This is a genomic window from Bacillus sp. 3255, from assembly GCF_031456485.1.
Lineage (GTDB): Bacteria > Bacillota > Bacilli > Paenibacillales > NBRC-103111 > Paenibacillus_E.
The window spans coordinates 221610-240673 of sequence record NZ_JAVDUS010000014.1 but is presented as its reverse complement, the minus strand read 5'-3'; the positions used below and the strand labels follow the sequence as shown (position 1 = coordinate 240673).

Sequence of the window (19064 nt, the reverse complement as noted above, 5' to 3'; positions counted from 1 at the left end):
CTAAGCACCGAAGTGCTCCGCTCGACTTGCATGTATTAGGCACGCCGCCAGCGTTCGTCCTGAGCCAGGATCAAACTCTCCATAATAGTTGAACGTAGCTGAGAGACTTTGATCTACGATCAAAGATCCCTATATTACGCTCATTTATTGAAAGCTGAATAGCTCAATTGACTTGCTAGCGAGATTATTAATCTCATGTTTGAACGATTGCTCGTTCATGTTTACTCACTCGTTGTTCAGTTTTCAAAGATCAATCAATGTCCCAGTCGTTTCGAACCGGAGTTATATCTTAACACCGCTTAGCGAACTGTGCAACAACTTGAATTTTCCAATTCCGCTTGTTTCGTTCCATTCATTTGGCAGACTGTTAATATACCATGCCCTATTCCTCGTAGGCAAATGTAAAATATGGAAAAGAAAATACCTAGCTCATGGATAGAACCAGTCTTCCAGGGAACCTTATAAACCAGAAACGAAGGCTTAAGGTTGTATTTCCATGAAAATAATCGAAAGGACGGCTATTACATTGAAAGATAACACTGAACATGATGAGCCTACTATTGCCCCAGGTATGAACACACACGACTTACTTGAAAAGAAAGCAACGGAAGAAGATGTTGAGAACGGAGAGGCCACTTCAGTAACACGCCTTTACTTAGACCGCACACCGGAGGACTAAAATTAACCCAAAAAAAAGCATCCATTCAAGATGCTTTTTTTGCTGAAATTACGCATCCTTACTCTTTCTTCGCTCTCGGAGTACTCTCAAAGCCTATAGACTTATGAGTGCCGTCGCAGAAAGGCTTGTTCTTTGATCCGCCACATCGACATAGGGAGAATGATTCTTCATGCTCGAACAAGTTGCCCTCAGCGTCCAACAACTCGACTGCCCCAGTAATTCGAAGCGATCCATTATCATTGACCTTGATTTTGACCAGGTTTTCGTTTGCCACTATGTTTCCTCCATTTGTATCCTCGTATTAATAAAAAGAAGAGGCGATCCCGGACAACATTTGCCCCTTGCCCCTTAATCCTCTTCCTTATAGGTATGTGCAGTTATTGAATCTTGATAGAATAAGAGGCAGCCTCCGTATTGATCTCCATACCATTTTCGTCCTGATACCCATGGAAATTGCCATTCAACGGAATTTCGAAACTATCTCCCGGCAGGGGTTGCTTATCATCATCATCAAGTTGAAAGATGAACCCGCTCCCATGAAGTAATATCGCCTGAGGTGAAAGATAATCATCTATGCTGTCCGAATGGCTCATGAGCCCGACGTTTTGTAACGCAATTTCAACCTGATCTATGTCATTCTGTTCTTCTTTTTTAATCAAAATGTTTTTGTCTAAATTAGCCTCAAACCAGCCACAAACCTCTTGAATTGTTAGTGTCTCCATTATGTGTCACCCCCTCCGAACGATAGCATGCCCTAGGTTCATAATTTTACTCCAATCTTAGTAATCGTTGATCTTTAGCGTAATTAGAAAACGGAGCCCGCTAACCCGCGGTGCTCCGTTATAATTGTTCCAGCATTCCTTACTCGGCGTCCAGCTTAAACCAACAACTAGCATAATCGCCGTCAATCTGTGGTAGATTCAGCCCGAAGTGCATGAGCCTGTCACCGCGGTAGCTGGTGCCCAGCTGGCTGACGCGATAATCGAAGCCCGCATTCAGACCGCGAAGCTGCAGCCTCCGCAGCGGAGCGTTCGGCTCCGCCAGCACCCGGAAATAGAAGACGACCGCTTGCTTCTTATCTTCCGAAACGAACATCCAAGCCGTTTCATTGCCGGTAAACGGACTTTTTAACCGGTACAGATCGCCGCTCTGCACAAGCCCTCGAAGCTCTTTATAATCGCTCACTTGCCGCTTCATGACCGCTTTCTCTTCCTCAGACAGCTTGGTCAGATCCAGCTCATAGCCGAAGTTGCCGGACATCGCCACGTCGCCCCTGGTCGTGAGCGGCGTGATGCGGCCCACCTGATGATTCGGTACGGCGGAAACGTGCGAACCCATCGCGCTGACCGGGTAGACGATGCTGGTTCCGTACTGGATTTTGAGCCTTTCGACTGCATCCGTATCGTCGCTTGTCCACGTCTGCGGCATATAGTAGAGCATGCCCGGATCGAACCGGCCGCCGCCGCCGGAGCAGCTCTCGAATAGGATATGCGGGAAGGCTCCGGTCAGCTTCTCCAACAGTTCATACAGTCCTAGCATATACCGGTGCGCTACTTCGGATTGGCGTTCCGCCGGCAGCGCAGCGGAACCGATTTCCGTCATATTCCGGTTCATATCCCATTTCACATAGCTGACGGGGACGGTTCGGAAGATGTTGCTGAGCGCGTCATAAATATAGGCCCTGACATCCTGTCTGGAATAGTCGAGAATGAGCTGACGCCGTCCTTCCGTTCTCCGCCGTTCCGGCACGTGCAGGCACCACTCCGGGTGAAGGCGATACAGCTCGCTCTCCGGCGATACCATCTCCGGCTCGAACCATAGACCGAACTGAAGTCCCAGCTTATTGACACGGGCAGCCAAATCTTCCAGACCGTTCGGCAGCTTGGCGCGGTCGACCGTCCAATCTCCAAGCGAAGTCGTATCGTTATCGCGCTTGCCGAACCAGCCGTCATCGAGCACGAACAGTTCAATCCCGAGCCTAGCTGCTTCGCCAGCGATCGCCTCAATTTTCTCAGCATTGAAATCAAAGTAAGTCGCTTCCCAGTTATTCACCAGAACCGGCCGTTCCTTATCGCGATGAACCCCCCGGCACAGCCTTGTACGGTACAGCTTATGGTACGTTCTCGACATGCATCCCAGCCCTTCGGCTGAATAAACAAGCACCGCTTCCGGCGTTTGGAACGACTCTCCCTGCCCCAACAGCCAATTGAAATCAAACGGATTGATGCCGATCGATACCCGAACCGTATCGAACTGATCCACTTCCGCCCCGGCAGCGAAATTCCCGCTATAGACGAGACTGAAACCGAACACGTCCCCCTGCTCTTCGCCCGCATCCGGACGGAGCAAGGCGATGAATGGGTTCGCCTGATGGCTGCTCGAGCCGCGACGGCTTTCAATCTTAGTCGTCACACCTTTCGTGAGAGGAGTTCTTTGGATATGCCTTTCCCTCACCCAAGCGCCTGTCAAAACTAAACAATCATACTCAGCATCGGCAAAGTCGACACTTGCGCTCAAAGCGCTCCGTAGGTTCAGCGCTTGCTGCCCTTTATTAACCAAACGTACGGATCGTGTAATCGCACTGAACGCTTCAAATACCGTATAGCTGATAATAACCAGCAAGCCGGAATACGAGTCGGTTAGCTCGAGCTCCAGTGTCATCGCTTCCTGTTCCGACTCGGCATAGACAGCCGGCAGCCCATCCAGTACGGGCTTTCCCTTTACGATTCGGTGCTTGCTATATAACAGCTCGGTAATCCGGCTCCCGTCTTGCAGCTGTACCTGATAAGCCGGATGGCGGAAATCGCTGGTTCCATACTGCGGATATTCCTGCGGTAACGTATCAAGCGAGATGCGCCTGTCTTCCGGCACCGGATTAGGGCTGAACGAGCATCGCTCCTGCAGCATCAGCAATTCGTCTAAGTTCCCGTCCGGATCCAGTTTCTTTCCCCAGTAGGCATGAGACGGATAGCCGTTCACCAGCTGAATGATGTAGCTCATATCTTTCGATTGCAGATGAAACAGCTGCTTATTTTCGTTGTAATAGATATTCATCGTGCTTTCCCCACTCTCCGATATATAGATTCTCCGCAATTGGCCATGATGAAAAGAAAAGAGCGAGATGGGCTTGGGCAACTACCCCACCTAGTCTCGCTCTTTTATACCCGCAAGCTGTTATTCTTTCACTGTTAGATTGCTAATGGTAAATTCAAATTCCAAATCCTGATCTGAAGGTATCTGATATTCCCCGTGCACAGGTGCCCCCCAGCTGTCGTCTCCGCCTACTCCCATTTGCCGGCCGGCCACGGTTACGACCGTATAATGCACCTCCGGCAGCTCCCAATGATGATTAGCCTCCTCCAGCTCAAAGGCGGAATAAGGAGATACATTGCACTCCACCGGATCCAGCGGATCCGCTTTGATCATAAGCCCGAGTCCATGCACATCGGTTATTTTCACGCTTCGGACGCCAGTGCGGTTACCCGATTCCTGCGGAACGAGATAACGCGAAGGCAATTGATCAACCGGCTTGCTGAAAACAGCCAAACGCGCACCGTAAGCGCGGTCGATATAGTTTTCTTCTGGTCCCATCGCATACCATTCGGATTGGTTGTAATCTGCCGCCATCTTGAAAGTGAGCGCAACGATAGGCAGATTCGGAAGCCCCTCGGCACCTTTGTAGCTGTTGTTCACACGAACGGTTCCATCCGCATACACCGTGTAGGCCGTTCTAACACGTATGTCAGCATGGATGCTGAACGTGTACTCAAACGTGACGGTTGCCGAATCCGACGTTTGCTGTAGTTCGACTTTTACGCATTTTCTCGCCAGACTCGCTGCATACCAAGCGCCAGCCGTATAGCCGAGCGATGTCCCTTTATCATTATCGGTAGTAGCCCTCCAAAACAGTGGCGTCGGCGGTACGGCAATCATTTCACGGCCGCTGTATTTAATGGATACCACAGATCCGACTTGCTTGGAAAATAGCACGGTAAAGTCCTTGCCCATTATGCCGATATTTACATCGCCTTCAACCACTTTAAGAGCTCCGGATGGCAGACTACGGTCGGTTGACGCGATGTTTGCCACGATATTTTGGCCAAAAGCGACCTCAAATCCAGCTTCGGCCCATAAGTGCGACTCTTTAAGCTTCAGCGAAGCTTGCAGGCAATACTCACCGGGCACCTCATCCATATGGGGCAGTTCGATCGGGACGCTAATTTGTTTTTGCGCTTCAACGTCGACATTTGTTTGCCAAATCCCTATCTGCCGGCCATCACATAATAAACGGTATTCGAGCACAAGATGATCCGTTCCTACGAACAAGTTTTCATTGACGATTGTAATATGCGTACGGGCCGGCTCCAGCTTGTAATTCTGATAGAGGAATTTCACTTCCTGCATTTTCGGCGTGATTTGCCGGTCCGCGTATACAAGGCCATTGCCACAGAAGCTGTAATCGGAAGGGCGATCACCGAAATCGCCGCCGTAAGCCAAATATTCGCGGCCGAAACGGTCTTTTTTCACCAACGCTTGGTCCATATAGTCCCAAATAAAGCCGCCTTGATACATCGGGTACTTGCTTTCCAATTCCGTATATTTGTGCAAGCCGCCTACAGAGTTGCCCATGGCATGCATATACTCACAACTGATGTACGGTTTCTCCGGCTGGCTTTGAAGATAGGCTTCAATATCTGCCGGCTTCGCATACATTCTGCTCTCCATGTCGCTGGTTGCATCATAGTCGCGGTTATGGAATACGCCTTCGTAATGGACAAGCCGGCTCGGGTCGGTTTCACGGAAATAATTCGACACGTCCAGGATGACCTGCCCCGCATAAGACTCGTTACCACACGACCAGATCAAGATGGAAGGATGGTTCTTATCCCGTTCCAGCATCGATTGCGCACGATCGAGCACGATGTCCCGCCACTTCGGATCGTTGCCCGGAATGTTCCAAGAAGGCTCGACAGCCCCCATCTTTTGCCAAGATCCGTGGGTCTCCAAGTTCATCTCATCGATGACGTAGACGCCATATTCGTCGCACAGCTCGTACCACAACGTTTGGTTCGGATAGTGCGAGGTGCGGACGGCGTTGATGTTGCTGCGCTTCAGCGTCTGGATATCCCACAGCATATCCTGCTTCGTGATCGTCCGCCCGCTGCGGCAGTTAAATTCATGGCGGTTGACGCCCTTAAACAAGATTCGTTTGCCGTTCAGGCACATCAGCTTGTCCTTCATTTCAAAACGGCGGAAGCCGACCTTTTGCACGATGGCTTCGACCAGTTCCCCCTGCCCATCCAGAATCGAGATGCACAGCGAATACAAATACGGGCTCTCGGCGCTCCATAGATGCACGCGGCCCGCTTCAGCAGTGACTTCCAGCTTGCCGCCTTGGAATTCCTTCTTATCCGTAAGGCACGTCTTGCCCGCGGCATCCTTCAATTCCAGCAGCGCCTGAACGGGAGCGGACGGCTCTGCGCGCAGCGCCAAATCCACCTTCAAGGTGCCGTTCTCATAGCGGTCATCCAGCTCGGCTTTGACGTGCAGATCCCAAACATGATGCTTCGGAACCGTAAATAAGTACACATCGCGGAAAATGCCGGAGAAGCGCCAGAAATCTTGATCCTCCAGCCAGCTTCCGGTGCTGCGCTGATAGACCTCAACAGCCAGCTTGTTCGACCCTTCGCGGATGTACGGTGTCAAATCGAATTCGGATGGCGTGAAGCTGTCCTCGCTGTAGCCGACAAATTCGCCGTTCAGCCAAACGTAAAAAGCGGATTCGACGCCTTGAAAAGAAATGTAAACGGGCTTGCCCTGCATATCGGCTGGCAAATCAAAATGCTTCACATAACTGCCCACCGGATTATGCTCCTGGGAAATGTGCGGAGGACGAAGATCGGCCAGCCCGTCCCACGGATACATCGTGTTCACGTACTGCGCTTGGCCCCAGCCTTGAAGCTGAATGTGGCCCGGTACCTGAATATGCTCCCAAGCGGCGCAATTGTAATCCATTTCGTAGAACGCGGCAATCCGGCTTGCCGGATTCACCGCATAGCTGAACTGCCAGCTGCCGTTCAAGCTGTGGCGCATGTCCATCGGCGATCCGGCCATGGCAGACGCCATTGATTTATAGTAGCGGTGGTCTGAGTGAGCATCCAGCCTGTTCACTCGATAAATGCTTACATCTTGAAGCCAATCCAGGCTTGGTTTCGTATGACTCATTCGATTCGTCTCCTAAACATTCATATTCAGCAATGACTTTATTTCACAGATCCGACCATGCCCGCGACGAATTGCTTTTGCATGAGGAAGAAAACAATGGCAGTCGGCAGCGTGGAAATCACAATAGCCGTCATGATCACACCGAAATCCGGCGAATAACTGGAACCCAAGTTCGAGACTAAGAGCGGAATCGTTCTTTTATCCGGGGTTTGCAGCACAATCAGCGGCCACAAGTAGTTGTTCCAGCTGGACATGAACGTAATAATCGACGCGGCGGCGAAAGTTGTCTTCATCGTCGGTAAGTAGATGCGGATAAACAAGCCGAGCTCGGTCAAGCCATCCATGCGTCCGGCCTCCAGCAGCTCCTTAGGGAACATTTTCGTGCTTTGGCGGAAAAAGAAAATGAGGAACGCAGTCGTAAAAGTCGGGAGCACGACCGCCACGATCGTATTGACCCCAATCACGGGAACCGTTCGCGACAGCTTGGAGAACATCTGATAAAGCGGCACCATCATGGCCGCGAATGGAATCATCATGGACAGCAGCAAAATGTTGAACACGATATCCTTGGCCTTGCTGCGGTAAATTTCAAAGCCATAACCGGCCAGGGAGGCAATCAGGAGCGCCAGCACTGTCGTCGATATCGAGATTTTGAGTGAATTGCCGAAAGCTTGGAACAGGTTGATCGAGCTCACCAGCTTGTTGAAGTTTTCGACAAAATGGCTGCCCGGCAGCATTCTCCCCTGGGTGACATCCACGGAAAGATTCGTTGAGCTGATGACCATCCAAATAAAAGGGAATATCGAGACAATCGCCGCAGCGGTCAAAAACACATAGATGAAGATCCTTTTCAACATTATTTATTCTCACCTGCCAGTTTAATTTGAAGGACAGACAGCACGATAATCATGACCACAATCGAATAAGAAACGGTAGCGGCATAACCAAAGTCCGGCGAGTATTTGAACGAAAGATTATAGATGTATTGAGAAATCGATAGAGTTGCATTGCCTGGTCCGCCTTTTGTAATATTCACAATTTCGTCGAACAGCTGCAGCGTCCCGATCGTCGAAGTAATCGAAGTAAACAAGATGATCGGCTTCAATAAAGGGACCGTAATGCTGAAAAATTGCCGGACCGAGGAGGCGCCGTCGAGACGAGCGGCTTCATAGATCGAGTTGTCGATGTTTTGCAGAGCGGACAAATAGAAAATCATATTATAGCCGGTCCAGCGCCAAGTAATCGCGATAATAATCGTTATCTTCGCCCAGAACGGATCGGAAATCCATTGAATCGGTTGCGTGAGAATATGCAGCTTCAGCAGTGCGAGATTGACCAGACCGTCGTTGCCAAACAAATATTTGAACACGACTGAATATGCGACAAGCGAGGTGATGCAGGGCAAGAAAATCGCCGTGCGGAAGAACCCTTTGAACCGTAGATTACTGTCGTTAAGCAACACGGAGATGATCATGGCCAGCAAAATCATGATAGGCACTTGGATGATCAAATAGAGAAACGTATTTTTGACAGCAGTAAAAAACGTCTTATCGCTAAACAGCCGTTTGTAGTTGTCGACGCCATTGAAATGCAGGTTTGATCCGGCTCCGGTCTTAAAAGACAGCAGCAAAGCTTGAATCATCGGATAAAAGTAAAAGATACAGATCAAGATTACGGCGAGCGCAATAAACAGCCATCCCGTCAACTTTGCTCGGTTTTTCATTGTATAGTTCAAGGCTACCAAACCTTCCCTTATAAAAAATGGAAACGCTGACCTCGCCATGCTCATCGGCAAAACGAAGGTCAGCGTTGATCGGAATGCAACGGGTTACTTAATTTGCGACTCCGCTTGAGACTGCGCGTCGCTCAACACTTTATCCAAATCCGTACCTTTCAAATAGCTCTGCGCTCCGACTTTAAGGATATCTTCGATCTCATACGTATGCATGCCATAGTTGACCTTTGGAATTTGCGTCGTCCAGGTTGCAAAATCAGAGCTGATCTTTTGCCCGCCGAAGAAATCATCCGCTTTCGTATAAGCTTCGCCTGAAGCAGCAGGCTTATAGGTGCCGATAACGCCGATATTGGTCAGCATTTTTTGATACAATTCCACATTAGAGCCAAGCGTTTTTCCAAGGAAATCTGCGGCAACCTCTTTGCCAGGGCTATTCAGCACATACCAGGAGCTTCCGCCAAGGTTCGAAGCATTGACCGAGCTCGCTGTGTTCTTCAATTTAGGGAACGGAACGACGGCCCATTTGCCGGATTGATCCGCTTGCGCCTTAACGGAAGGCGTGATCCAGTTGCCTGTTGGCACGGTTGCGACTGCGCCGCTGTTAAAGCCGGCCAGGAAAGAGTTCCAGTCGGAAGTAATCTTCACGATATTGGCGGTCATTAACGTTTTGTAAGTTTGGAAAGCGTCTTTCAAAGCAGCATTATCTTTCAGATCCGGCGTAGAGCCGTCGCTTTTCAGATACCAGGAGCCTGCCGACTGAATCATCATGCGGATTAAACCGAGGTCGTTCGGATCCTGTGTCAGCATATCTTTGCCGGTTTTAGCTTTGACCGCTTTACCGATCTCAATAAATTTGTCCCAATCGATGTTCTTCATATCGTCGACTTTATAGCCGGCTTGCTGCAGGTAGTCGGTGCGGACGTACAATCCGGTTACGCCGGAATCGAACGGAAGACCGTACTGTTTCCCGTTTACGCTCGTCGATCCAATTTTGTAGTCGGCAAAATCAGACGCTTTAATGGAAGCCGACAGGTCTTGGAAAGAATCGGGGTACGCTTTCAAAAAGCTTTGAGCCCGGTAGTCTTCGATCAAAACAACGTTAGGCAATCCCGAAGTTGTGCCGGAATTAAGTCCGGTGTTCAGCTTTTGGATGATGTCATCTTGAGCATATTCCACGATGTTGATTTTCACATCCGGATGATCTTTCGCATACGTTTCTTGCGCCAGCTTCATCGCTGCGATATTAAAGTTTTTGTCCCAAGCCCAGACTGTAATTTCCTTCGCGCCGGTTGACGCTTGATCCGCAGGTTTCGCGGTATTCGTTGTATTGCCGGAGTTGCTCGAGCATGCCGATAGCAGCAAAAAGCTCGATAGCAGAACGGCTGAAAGTTTCTTTTTCATGTTGCTCCCCCTGTTTGATTGAGTTATGAAAATGCTTACAATGTAATCTTAACATCCCTCGAAAAAGGCCTGTTAGGAATTACTTTTCAACAATTAGTGTTATTTTTTGAAGTTACAACCGTTCTTATTCTCTTATTTTTTTAGAATTTGTACTTTTTTTAGAATTTGTACTTTTTTTAGGATTGCAGGGGGGTTACACCCGCTGATCGGTCAGCCATGGAATCCTAATCGTAATTTTCGTGCCCTGGCCTAGTCCGCTCTCCATCGAAACGCCGTACTCCTTGCCATACAGCAGTAATAAGCGGTCGTGAACGTTGCGGATACCGATGCCTGTGAACGGATGTTTCGCATGGGCCGGATTCGTCGTTGTCTCCTCAGAGGGTGCCAGCTCCATTCCGTCGCCATTATCGACGACCTCGCAGACGAGTGTTTCCCGGTCTCTGGTAATGATAACGTAAATATAACCTGTATGTTTTTTATTAAAAGCATGAAAAAAGGCATTCTCGATAAAAGGCTGGAGCATCAGCTTGGGCACCTGCGCCGTCAGGCAATCCGGCGAGACGAAGTAATCGACTTTAATGCCGCGGCCATAGCGCACCTGGTTAATAAACACGTAATGCTTCAGACTCTGGAGCTCCTGCTCAACCGTAATCGTTTCTTTGACATTGCTGATCGTATTTTGGAGGAGCGAGATGAGCGCATGAATCGTCTCTGTAGCCTGATCATTACTGCCCCGCTGGACTAATATGTTCACGGAGGCGAGTGTATTATACAGAAAATGAGGATTAATTTGCTGCTGCAGCGCGGCCAGCTCCGCCCTTCGCTGCTCCTTCTGGGTCTCAACCAGCCTGCTGATATAGTCGTTAAGCTCGTCGAGCATATAATTGAAGGAATTGCTGAGCTCCCGCGTTTCGTAGGTCCCTGAGACCGTCATATAGTTGTTAAAATTGTTTTTGGTTACGTTCGACATCTTCTTGACGAGCGTTCGCAGCGACTTGGTCAGTCTACGCGTAATAAAGTAAACGAGCAGCACGGCAGCGGCCACAATACCTGTACAAATAAGCACGATCGCCTTCGTGTTGAGCATATGGCCGAGCACCATATTTTTATCGATCACATTCACAATATAGAAATCAAACAAAGGCAAATAATCGGCAAGCACGATAACATCTTTGCCGATCATTGCCATCTCCAGATTAGCCCCGCCCGTCTGCTCCAGCGTCTTGGCGCCGGTTAGCAGCTGATCGGATACCGTCCCGATGAGCTCCGTCCGATTGCTGGAGACGATGACCCCGGATTGATCCAGGATCATCACATCATTACCGGTGCTTGTAAAATTGTTGTACACACCATTGAATTCGCTTTCCCTGATCATCATGTACAGGGTGCCGTATATTTGCTCGCTTCCCGGTATGTACAGCGCTTTCGAAGCGACCAAACAAGCCTCATCGCAGCCCGCCGCTTCCGGTTTCATAAAGCTGTATAGCAGCTTTCCAGGCTGACTGAGCGTGCTTTGTGTGATCGGATTTTGCTGCAGTTCATGCGGGGATCCGGACCAATAAGCACGGTCGCTGACATAGCTTTTGCCGTTTCCCCCGAGCAGCAAGATCCCAATGCTTTTGGCCCCGATACCGGATTGAATCCGGTGCATCTGCTCCTCCATGCTGTACACGATGCTGTAGCTCGTCAAAGAGTCCATCTCCGGCCCGGTCAGATAATTTCTGATCGCAGCGCTTTGCGCCGTATTAATCGCTATGTTTACGTTGGAGTAGTGGAACGATTCCAACCCGCTTTTAATCTGGTCGATAATCTTCGAATTGGTAATACTGAACGTTTGTACAAACAGCTTTTTAGACATTTGCACCGTTACCCATGAAGTTAAGATCGTGATGGAGATAATACTGATTACCATGACGATGAAAATTTTGCTAAATAAGCTTTGTTCTGCGATTTTCCGTAGACGCGTTCCCATTGGCAGCCGATTGTCTCCTCTATTGGTTTTTACGATATAGGCTAGGCGAAATTCCCTTTAACTTGCGAAACACTTTCGTAAAGTAACTGTGGTCGGAGTAACCGACTTTACTGCCTATCTCTGCGATCGAAAGCGCCGGGTTATCCCGCAGCAGCTCACAGGCCTTGTCAATGCGAAGACGGTTCAAGTATTCATTGAAGCCTTCTTTATTATGAACGGCAAAATAATTGGATAAATACGAGGCGTTAAAATGAAACAGCTTCGCCACTTCCGTTAAGGTCAGCGGTTCCGATAGATGCTCGTCGATATACTGTAAAATCTTTTGGAAGGCCGGCGAGCCGGCTTTTTTGCCGGTGACGCATTCCATGGCCTCGTTCAAAAATTTCTCTACCAGCGCGATCACGTCCGTAATATGATCCGCCTCATGAATCAAACGAAAATACTCATATTTGCTTTCATCCAAGGAAGCCGCCTCATAATGAAAATGCAGCAGCGAAACGATAATATTGAAAAGGCTGTGGCCTAATGACGATTTCAAGGCGAACATGTCCATGTCCATCCGTCCAGGCATCGACTGCACATAGCTGCGCAGCCGCTCGAACGCCTGAGGATACTCTTGGCGGTTCAGCCCGGCATTAAACGCTTCCATATCAAAGCTGACGCTTTCCCCTTGCTCCATCAACTCATCCAAAATCAAGTACTGCCGGTTCGACAAAAAGAAGCGGTGGTTGACGATTTGCATAATTTCGTTGGCATACACCTCGTGCATCGCTTCAATGTCTGTAAAAAATCGGCTAAGCGCGAAAAACAAGCTTCTGCCCGAGCTGGCCCCGGCTTCCGCAAGCTGTCTAACCAAGCGTGCAGCATCCGCTTTGGCCTCCGGATCCAGGTTGAGCAAGAAGCGGATTTGCCCGTCTTGATGAGACAGCAGCCGCACGGTCATTGGGCTTTGCATTTGCTGCACACCGGCCCCGATAACCGCCTCGGCCCATTCTTCACTGCGTTGAAGCGTGGCCGAACCAAGCTGCTGCGCATCCCCGATCAATAGGGCAAAGTCCGAATATGGAAGCGCGCTGGTCAGCTCCTGACGGTCGTACGGGATGGAATAGCCGGATATCAGCTTATCGAGAATATAATCCAGAGAATGCTTGCTTTCGCCGGCCAGCTCCATACCCCGCAGCTCAGGGATGCGCTGAGCTGTTTTATGCAGCACTGCGAGCAGCGAATCGGCATCGAGCTTCGGCTTCAGCATATAATCGGCAACACCGCTCTGAAAGGTCGAACGCACGTATTCAAATTCGCCGAAGCTGCTCAGCACGACAATTTCAATGTCCGGGTACATCGCTTTCACGACTTTCGCCAGCTCTGTGCCGTCCATCACCGGCATCACAATGTCGGTCAAAATAATATGCGGCCGGTGCAAATGAACCAGATCCAGCGCTTCCTTGCCGTTGGCGGCTTCGCCGACGATTTGAAACCCTTCACTTTCCCAGTTCAACAGATGGATAATTCCTTGACGCACCAGCATTTCATCGTCAACCACGAGGATTCTGCCCTTAGCCTCCATGTTCCGCTCCTTCATTCCAAATATAATTAGTCTCGCAATGACTTCCATTTTTATACATGTAAAAAAACGAGAGAGGATGCTTCGGTGTGAAGCGTCCCTCTCTCGATTCTATGATGGAAATAGCCTCGGTCGTGCCCATCCTTGGCAACCTATTCTAGCAAAAAACTTATGAAATTACAAAGAATATGCAAGATTGTGGCGGCTCTAAGTCAACACTTCGATGTCTCTTTTTGTTTAAACCCAAGGGGACTTGGAAATAATTCTCTGAAGAGGTTTGGATAAATGGGGGATACCCGTGCAAAACAAATTAGGCAACGATCTCATCGGCATCCTGTCCGCGTTCTCGATCATCATATTGGCCGTAGGGTTAATGAATCACGTCATGGTCATCCCCCCGCTTCTCCATGAGGCAAAACGGGATGCTTGGGTAAGCGTATTGTTTGCCATACTGCCCTATTTAGCGTGGACAACCCTTTTATTCTACATTATGAGGAATACAGATCAGCAGCCTCTTTTTACTTGGCTGACACAATATTATGGAAGAGTGATCTGCGGAGCCTATCGTCTTTTTTTCATTCTATACCTCTTCTTGATCATCGTGATGACGTTAAAGGAGACGACGATGTGGACACATACATCCTATTTGCCGCGCACTCCTCAGTGGGCCCTTTCCATTTCGTTGGTCCTGCTTTCCTGTTTTGCCGCACAATTCGGCGTACAGTCCATTGCGATTACATCGGGTATTTTGTTACCTTTCGTAATCATTTTCGGAGACTTTGTCATGAGCTCTAATCTTCCCCAAAAAAATTATTCCTTACTAACACCTGTTTTTGAAAATGGGATAGGCCCCATGATCAATGGGAGTTTGTATATTGGCGGGGGGCTTGTTGAGCTTATTGTCATTCTGCTTTTCCAGCATCAGATCAAAAAGAAAGTCCCGCTCTGGTCGTTATATTTGCTGGCTTGCTTTCTAGTCCTATTGATTCTCGGACCTGTAACGGGGGCAATTGCAGAATTCGGACCCTTCGAGGCTGGGGAATTACGATACCCTGCCTATGAAGAATGGCGGCTTGTCACGATCGGGAAGTACATCCGTCATGTAGACTTTTTATCTATCTATCAATGGCTGTCAGGAGCTTTCGTCCGTATAGCTATATCGATGTATTTACTCGTCGAATTGATGACAATGACCAAGCAAAAGAAGAATTCTGGTGTATTATTAGCGCTTCTCGGCATCGTGGTCGTAATCTTTGTAGAATTACCTATCAGTGATATGCAGTATACCGCATTCTTGAAGGGCTTCTACTTGCCAGGCTCCCTGTGGGGTACCACTTCGGCATTGGTCATTTTATTTGCATTGGCATTTTTTTCGAAAAGGGAGGTGAAAAGAGAATGAAATCGAATTGGTTTCGGAGACTTATTACACAAGAGGAAAATGTCCGAGTTGCTTCGGAAGCCCTCCCTTCATCTTCTCAAGATAAGGAATGGACCGCCGAAGAGATTAGTCAGCTATTTCGAAAATCAGCGGACATGAAAATGGAAACATACGAGCTGGGTGACACGGAACATTTGCAAAGCGTGTTGCTTTTTTATTGCGAAGGGCTGACGGACACCAAACCGATGAATGAATATTTGCTCCCTCGATTGACAGACTTAATCAATAAGAATTTCAGTATGGAGCTGGATAAAAAACTAAAATTAGACCGCATCTATCAAAAAGAAGAAATCATTGACCGTGTTTTTTCCGGCGAACTCGTTCTATACTTTGAACAATTGAATGTCATATACACAGCTGATACGTCGTCCCCTCCTCAACGCCAGCCCGAGGAATCGAATACCGAGATATCCATTAAAGGCCCGAAAGACGCGTTCGTTGAAGAGCTTAGTACCAATGTAGCATTGGTTCGCAAAAGGCTTCGCAGCAACTCTTTGTGCTATGAACAGTTTACCATAGGCAAACGAAGCCGCAGTAAGGTCGCGCTTCTCTATGTTAACGATATTACGCGGACGGAGATCGTTGACGAAGTCCGATCACGGTTGCAGCATATTCAGATGGATTTGCTGTTCAGCAGCAGTCAGCTGGAAGAAATACTTTCGGATTCTTCCCGTTCCTTATTTCCATTGCTGCATTATACCACTCGTCCCGATTTTGTAGTGGATTGCCTCGCACGGGGCAGGTTTATCGTGATCGTTGATGGGGCACCAACGGCCGTCATCGGGCCGGCCAACTTAACGCTGCTGCTGAAGACCCCGGAAGATTTCTATATTCCATTCTATATGAGCTCGTTCGGACTGCTATTTCGCTTTGCCGGGCTTGTAATCTCTTTACTGCTTCCTGGTTTTTGGGCTGCACTTGCGTCATTCAACTTGGAGCAGCTTCCTTATCCGTTCGTTGCCACAATCTCTCTTTCACGTATTGGACTTCCGATGCCAGCACCTTTGGAAGGATTCTTGATGATCGCTCTGTTTGAATTGTTCCGGGAAGCCGGTGAACGTCTCCCCAAAGCAGTTGGACAGACGGTTGCCGTTGTCGGAGGCATTGTCGTCGGCGATGCGGCTATTCGAGCTGGACTTGCGTCCACGACCTTTCTCGTCATTGCCGCTATCACCGCCGTCTCCAGTTTCACTCTGGTCAATCAGTCCCTGGTAGGTACAGTCAGTATCATCCGACTCTTTGTCCTGCTCTGCGGGTCTACGCTCGGTATCTTCGGATTTAACCTATCGGTCATCGCCATTGTCGTTTACCTCTCTTCGCTCAAATCGTTTGGGGTACCGTACCTTGCGCCCTTATCCCCCATCCGCTGGAAGGATATTGTCATGGCGCTGCTCCGGAAGCCCTGGTACATGAAAACCCGGCGATCCGACATGCTGCAGACCAAAGACACGACCCGGCAACCGGAGGAATCCTAATGCGCAGAGTAGGGAAAATCGCTATGATATGGTTGCTGCTGCCGTTGCTAGCAGGGTGCTGGGACATTAAAGATATACAGGAAATCAACTATGTCACTTCCATTGGGTTCGATCTAGACAACAACCGGTACCGCGCGTATGTGCAAATGCTTGACTTTTCCTCCGTAGCGAAAACAGAATCAAGCAAACCAACACAGCCCATGCCGGTTTGGGTGGGGGTTGGTACGGGGGAGACCTTAATTGGAGCATTCAATGATCTGTATAAAACCTCACAAATGCGAACTTCATTTGGTCAGCTTAACACAGTTGTCATAGGTGAAGGCCTCATGAAAACAGGAATGAAAGATGTGAAGGAACTTCTGAGCCGCTATTATGAGTTCCGATACACACCATGGGTGTTTGGAAGCCGACAACCTATCGATGAATTGTTTGAGATTACCCCTTTTTTCAATCTATCGCCACTCATGTCCGTGCTGAATCAACCTCTAGAAGTATACAAACAACAATCTCTCATCGCACCTTTAACATTGAGAGAGTTTATTTCGGAGACGCGTGAACCTGGTAACTCCACGTTCCTACCTTCATTGTCAATCTCAAGTCATACTTGGAGAAACGGTAATCAGCAAAAGCCAATGCTGAAGATCGACGGTGTTTTTGTTTTTCAGCGTGAACATTTTCAAAAATGGTTCGACTGGGAAAGCGTTCAAGGACTTAGGTGGGTTGAGCCTAAGACCGAACGAAGTCCGCTTCTGCTCCGTTCCGAAGGTAAGCCTCAAGCATCCGTATCCTTGGAAAAACCCAAAATCAACATAGTTCCCCAAGCCGGAGAGGATCAAGTCACTTTTCATATGAACGTAAAGATTTCAGGTTATATCAGTGAAATTTTACAGCAACCGATACCCGAAACGGTTCTGGAGCTAAGAGTCGCGGAGGAAGTAAAGAAACAAATCAAAGATACCTACGAGGAAGGACTTAAAAAAAATTTGGATTTGATGCATTTAGAACACGCCCTCTACCGGCTAGACAACCGGGAATGGAAAAAATGGCGTGATCGCGGAGGTCTGAATCTAACTCCAGATTCCCTCAACATGAGGGTCGAAGTTAAATTAAACCACTCGGGAAAAATCAAGTACTGATTCTCCCGCATTGGTCAATAGCTGTATGACTCGGGCTGCCGTTTTCATCATGCGGCAGCCACTTTCTGTCTCCTTTCTCCTTTCTGCATCAAAAAATATTCGCCTTGTTTTTGTACAAAACCCTTATATATTCGAAAGCATACCATGCAGCAGCTTCATTCATCATTTTCAAAACCTTTTCATCTTCATAATCGGCTTGTTTCAAATGCTTTTCGAGTGTTTCACTGAGACCATCACTAACATTTTTTATTAAATCTAGATATGGAGCGTAATCCTTTAATAGCTTTGGCACTCTTTCATACCCCTGATGGATCATCAATATGGCTTCTTCCTCAGAAATTCCATAGCTCTCTCTTAATAGATCTTTGAGTCCATCCAATAATTCAGTGTTTTCATTTTCATTCAAGGACACAAATGTGGTTTCCATACACTTCCTCCTATCTGGCAATTTAGCACAATAGCGTATAATTGATTTGTAGGATCAAATTTAATATAGCTTTTATTTAGAACAAAAAGTTATACTTTTTCGCCACAAAATGTCACTCAATTGATATACTTGAGATTGGGGGGGAGAGTTGGATGGAAATCATAGAAAAGGGTTTTAATGTTTTAAATAATAGGGACATAGAGCTACGATATAGAATGGTAACTACAGAAAACCCTCGTATTTTTTATCATTATCACAAAGGCATCGAGGTCATATTTGTACATCGGGGTAAAGGAAACCTGACCCTCAATCGCAGGATTTATGATTTGGAATCAGGATGCGTAGTCATTTTACAACCTTTTCAGTTACACCGTATTCAATTTGATACGAGTCAATGTCCATATGAGCGCACGGTTTTGAATTTTGAACCCTCAGCTTTCGCACCTTTTCTTAAGAATTTCCCTATCCTCTTCCGTTTTTATGAGCAGGTGTGGAAAGAACAACTTGTTAATCAAGTGTTCCGTATAGAGAGCAACACGGCTTATATTTCAGGCGTTCTAGAACGTTTAAATGATCTTTTTTCGTGGCACGAGGATATTAACCCGGAAGCTGCATCGATGCTGATTCTCAACATTTTTGATTATCTCAAATCATTGCATAACGGCCATTCCGTTGCAGTCGCACGCCATGCAAGCCATGTTGAGAAAATAATGAATTGGATAGAGCTGCATTATACAGAACCTTTTAACCTCAACACCTTAGCCGAAGAACTTTATCTTTCTAAGCACCATGTCTCCCGTCTGTTTCGATCCGAAACAGGGGGCAACATCACCGAATATATAATTGCTCGAAGAATAAGACAAGCTTGTTGGTTGCTTAAAACTGAGTCCAAATCGGTTGAACTTATCGGATCGTCCGTCGGAATCCCCAATTTCCCTTACTTTTGCCGTCTATTCAAAAAAATAACGGGCTTAACTCCCATTCAATATCGTAACAGCCATTTAAATTAATT

The 19064-nt window shown here is 47.9% G+C and carries 15 protein-coding genes and 1 rRNA gene; 5 read left to right on the top strand and 11 right to left on the bottom strand.

Features of this window, described 5'->3' with window-relative positions:
* Positions 1 to 86 (bottom strand): 16S ribosomal RNA (locus J2X61_RS21400); the annotation flags it as partial.
* Between the two features lie 410 nt (positions 87 to 496).
* Between J2X61_RS21400 and J2X61_RS21395 the strand changes: the two genes are divergently transcribed.
* Positions 497 to 679, top strand: a complete 183-nt coding sequence (locus J2X61_RS21395; RefSeq protein WP_274465671.1) for a hypothetical protein — start codon at positions 497 to 499, stop codon at positions 677 to 679.
* A 58-nt stretch (positions 680 to 737) separates the two neighbouring features.
* On the opposite strand, the gene J2X61_RS21390 is transcribed toward J2X61_RS21395, so the two are convergent.
* From J2X61_RS21390 to J2X61_RS21350, 9 genes are all read right to left on the bottom strand, one after another.
* Complete coding sequence (locus J2X61_RS21390) at positions 738 to 938, bottom strand: CDGSH iron-sulfur domain-containing protein (RefSeq protein WP_379239625.1); 201 nt, start codon at positions 936 to 938, stop codon at positions 738 to 740.
* A 118-nt stretch (positions 939 to 1056) separates the two neighbouring features.
* On the bottom strand, positions 1057 to 1401 hold the full coding sequence (gene ymzB / locus J2X61_RS21385) for a protein YmzB (RefSeq protein ID WP_310190416.1): 345 nt from the start codon (positions 1399 to 1401) through the stop codon (positions 1057 to 1059).
* Between the two features lie 139 nt (positions 1402 to 1540).
* Complete coding sequence (locus J2X61_RS21380; protein ID WP_310190413.1) at positions 1541 to 3733, bottom strand: alpha-galactosidase; 2193 nt, start codon at positions 3731 to 3733, stop codon at positions 1541 to 1543.
* Positions 3734 to 3853: 120 nt separating this feature from the next.
* On the bottom strand, positions 3854 to 6904 hold the full coding sequence (gene lacZ, locus J2X61_RS21375) for a beta-galactosidase, LacZ type (RefSeq protein WP_310190411.1): 3051 nt from the start codon (positions 6902 to 6904) through the stop codon (positions 3854 to 3856).
* 38 nt (positions 6905 to 6942) lie between these two features.
* On the bottom strand, positions 6943 to 7761 hold the full coding sequence (locus J2X61_RS21370; protein ID WP_274465676.1) for a carbohydrate ABC transporter permease: 819 nt from the start codon (positions 7759 to 7761) through the stop codon (positions 6943 to 6945).
* Complete coding sequence (locus J2X61_RS21365) at positions 7761 to 8627, bottom strand: carbohydrate ABC transporter permease (protein ID WP_274467405.1); 867 nt, start codon at positions 8625 to 8627, stop codon at positions 7761 to 7763. The genes J2X61_RS21370 and J2X61_RS21365 overlap by 1 nt, the downstream gene beginning before the upstream one ends.
* 105 nt (positions 8628 to 8732) lie before the next feature.
* Positions 8733 to 10040 (bottom strand): ABC transporter substrate-binding protein, encoded by a 1308-nt coding sequence (locus J2X61_RS21360; protein WP_274465677.1) that lies wholly within the window; start codon positions 10038 to 10040, stop codon positions 8733 to 8735.
* A gap of 193 nt (positions 10041 to 10233) precedes the next feature.
* On the bottom strand, positions 10234 to 12012 hold the full coding sequence (locus J2X61_RS21355; protein ID WP_274465678.1) for a cache domain-containing sensor histidine kinase: 1779 nt from the start codon (positions 12010 to 12012) through the stop codon (positions 10234 to 10236).
* Between the two features lie 19 nt (positions 12013 to 12031).
* Entirely contained in the window at positions 12032 to 13594 is a 1563-nt protein-coding gene (locus J2X61_RS21350; RefSeq protein WP_310190407.1) for a response regulator transcription factor, read from the bottom strand.
* Between the two features lie 280 nt (positions 13595 to 13874).
* Here J2X61_RS21350 and J2X61_RS21345 point away from each other — a divergent pair, with 280 nt between their 5' ends.
* The 3 genes from J2X61_RS21345 to J2X61_RS21335 are packed head-to-tail and all read left to right on the top strand — an operon-like array spanning position 13875 to position 17625.
* On the top strand, positions 13875 to 14975 hold the full coding sequence (locus J2X61_RS21345; RefSeq protein ID WP_310190405.1) for a GerAB/ArcD/ProY family transporter: 1101 nt from the start codon (positions 13875 to 13877) through the stop codon (positions 14973 to 14975).
* Entirely contained in the window at positions 14972 to 16489 is a 1518-nt protein-coding gene (locus tag J2X61_RS21340) for a spore germination protein (RefSeq protein ID WP_274465681.1), read from the top strand. Before J2X61_RS21345 ends, J2X61_RS21340 begins: the two co-directional genes overlap by 4 nt.
* The gene (locus J2X61_RS21335) at positions 16489 to 17625 is read left to right on the top strand and encodes a Ger(x)C family spore germination protein (protein WP_310190400.1); all 1137 of its coding nucleotides are present in this window, start codon (positions 16489 to 16491) and stop codon (positions 17623 to 17625) included. The genes J2X61_RS21340 and J2X61_RS21335 overlap by 1 nt, the downstream gene beginning before the upstream one ends.
* Before the next feature lie 88 nt (positions 17626 to 17713).
* Here the strand turns inward: J2X61_RS21335 and J2X61_RS21330 are convergent, their stop codons facing one another.
* Entirely contained in the window at positions 17714 to 18052 is a 339-nt protein-coding gene (locus tag J2X61_RS21330) for a hypothetical protein (RefSeq protein ID WP_310190398.1), read from the bottom strand.
* A gap of 152 nt (positions 18053 to 18204) precedes the next feature.
* Between J2X61_RS21330 and J2X61_RS21325 the strand changes: the two genes are divergently transcribed.
* The gene (locus J2X61_RS21325) at positions 18205 to 19062 is read left to right on the top strand and encodes a helix-turn-helix domain-containing protein (protein ID WP_310190395.1); all 858 of its coding nucleotides are present in this window, start codon (positions 18205 to 18207) and stop codon (positions 19060 to 19062) included.
* Positions 19063 to 19064 lie beyond the last annotated feature (2 nt).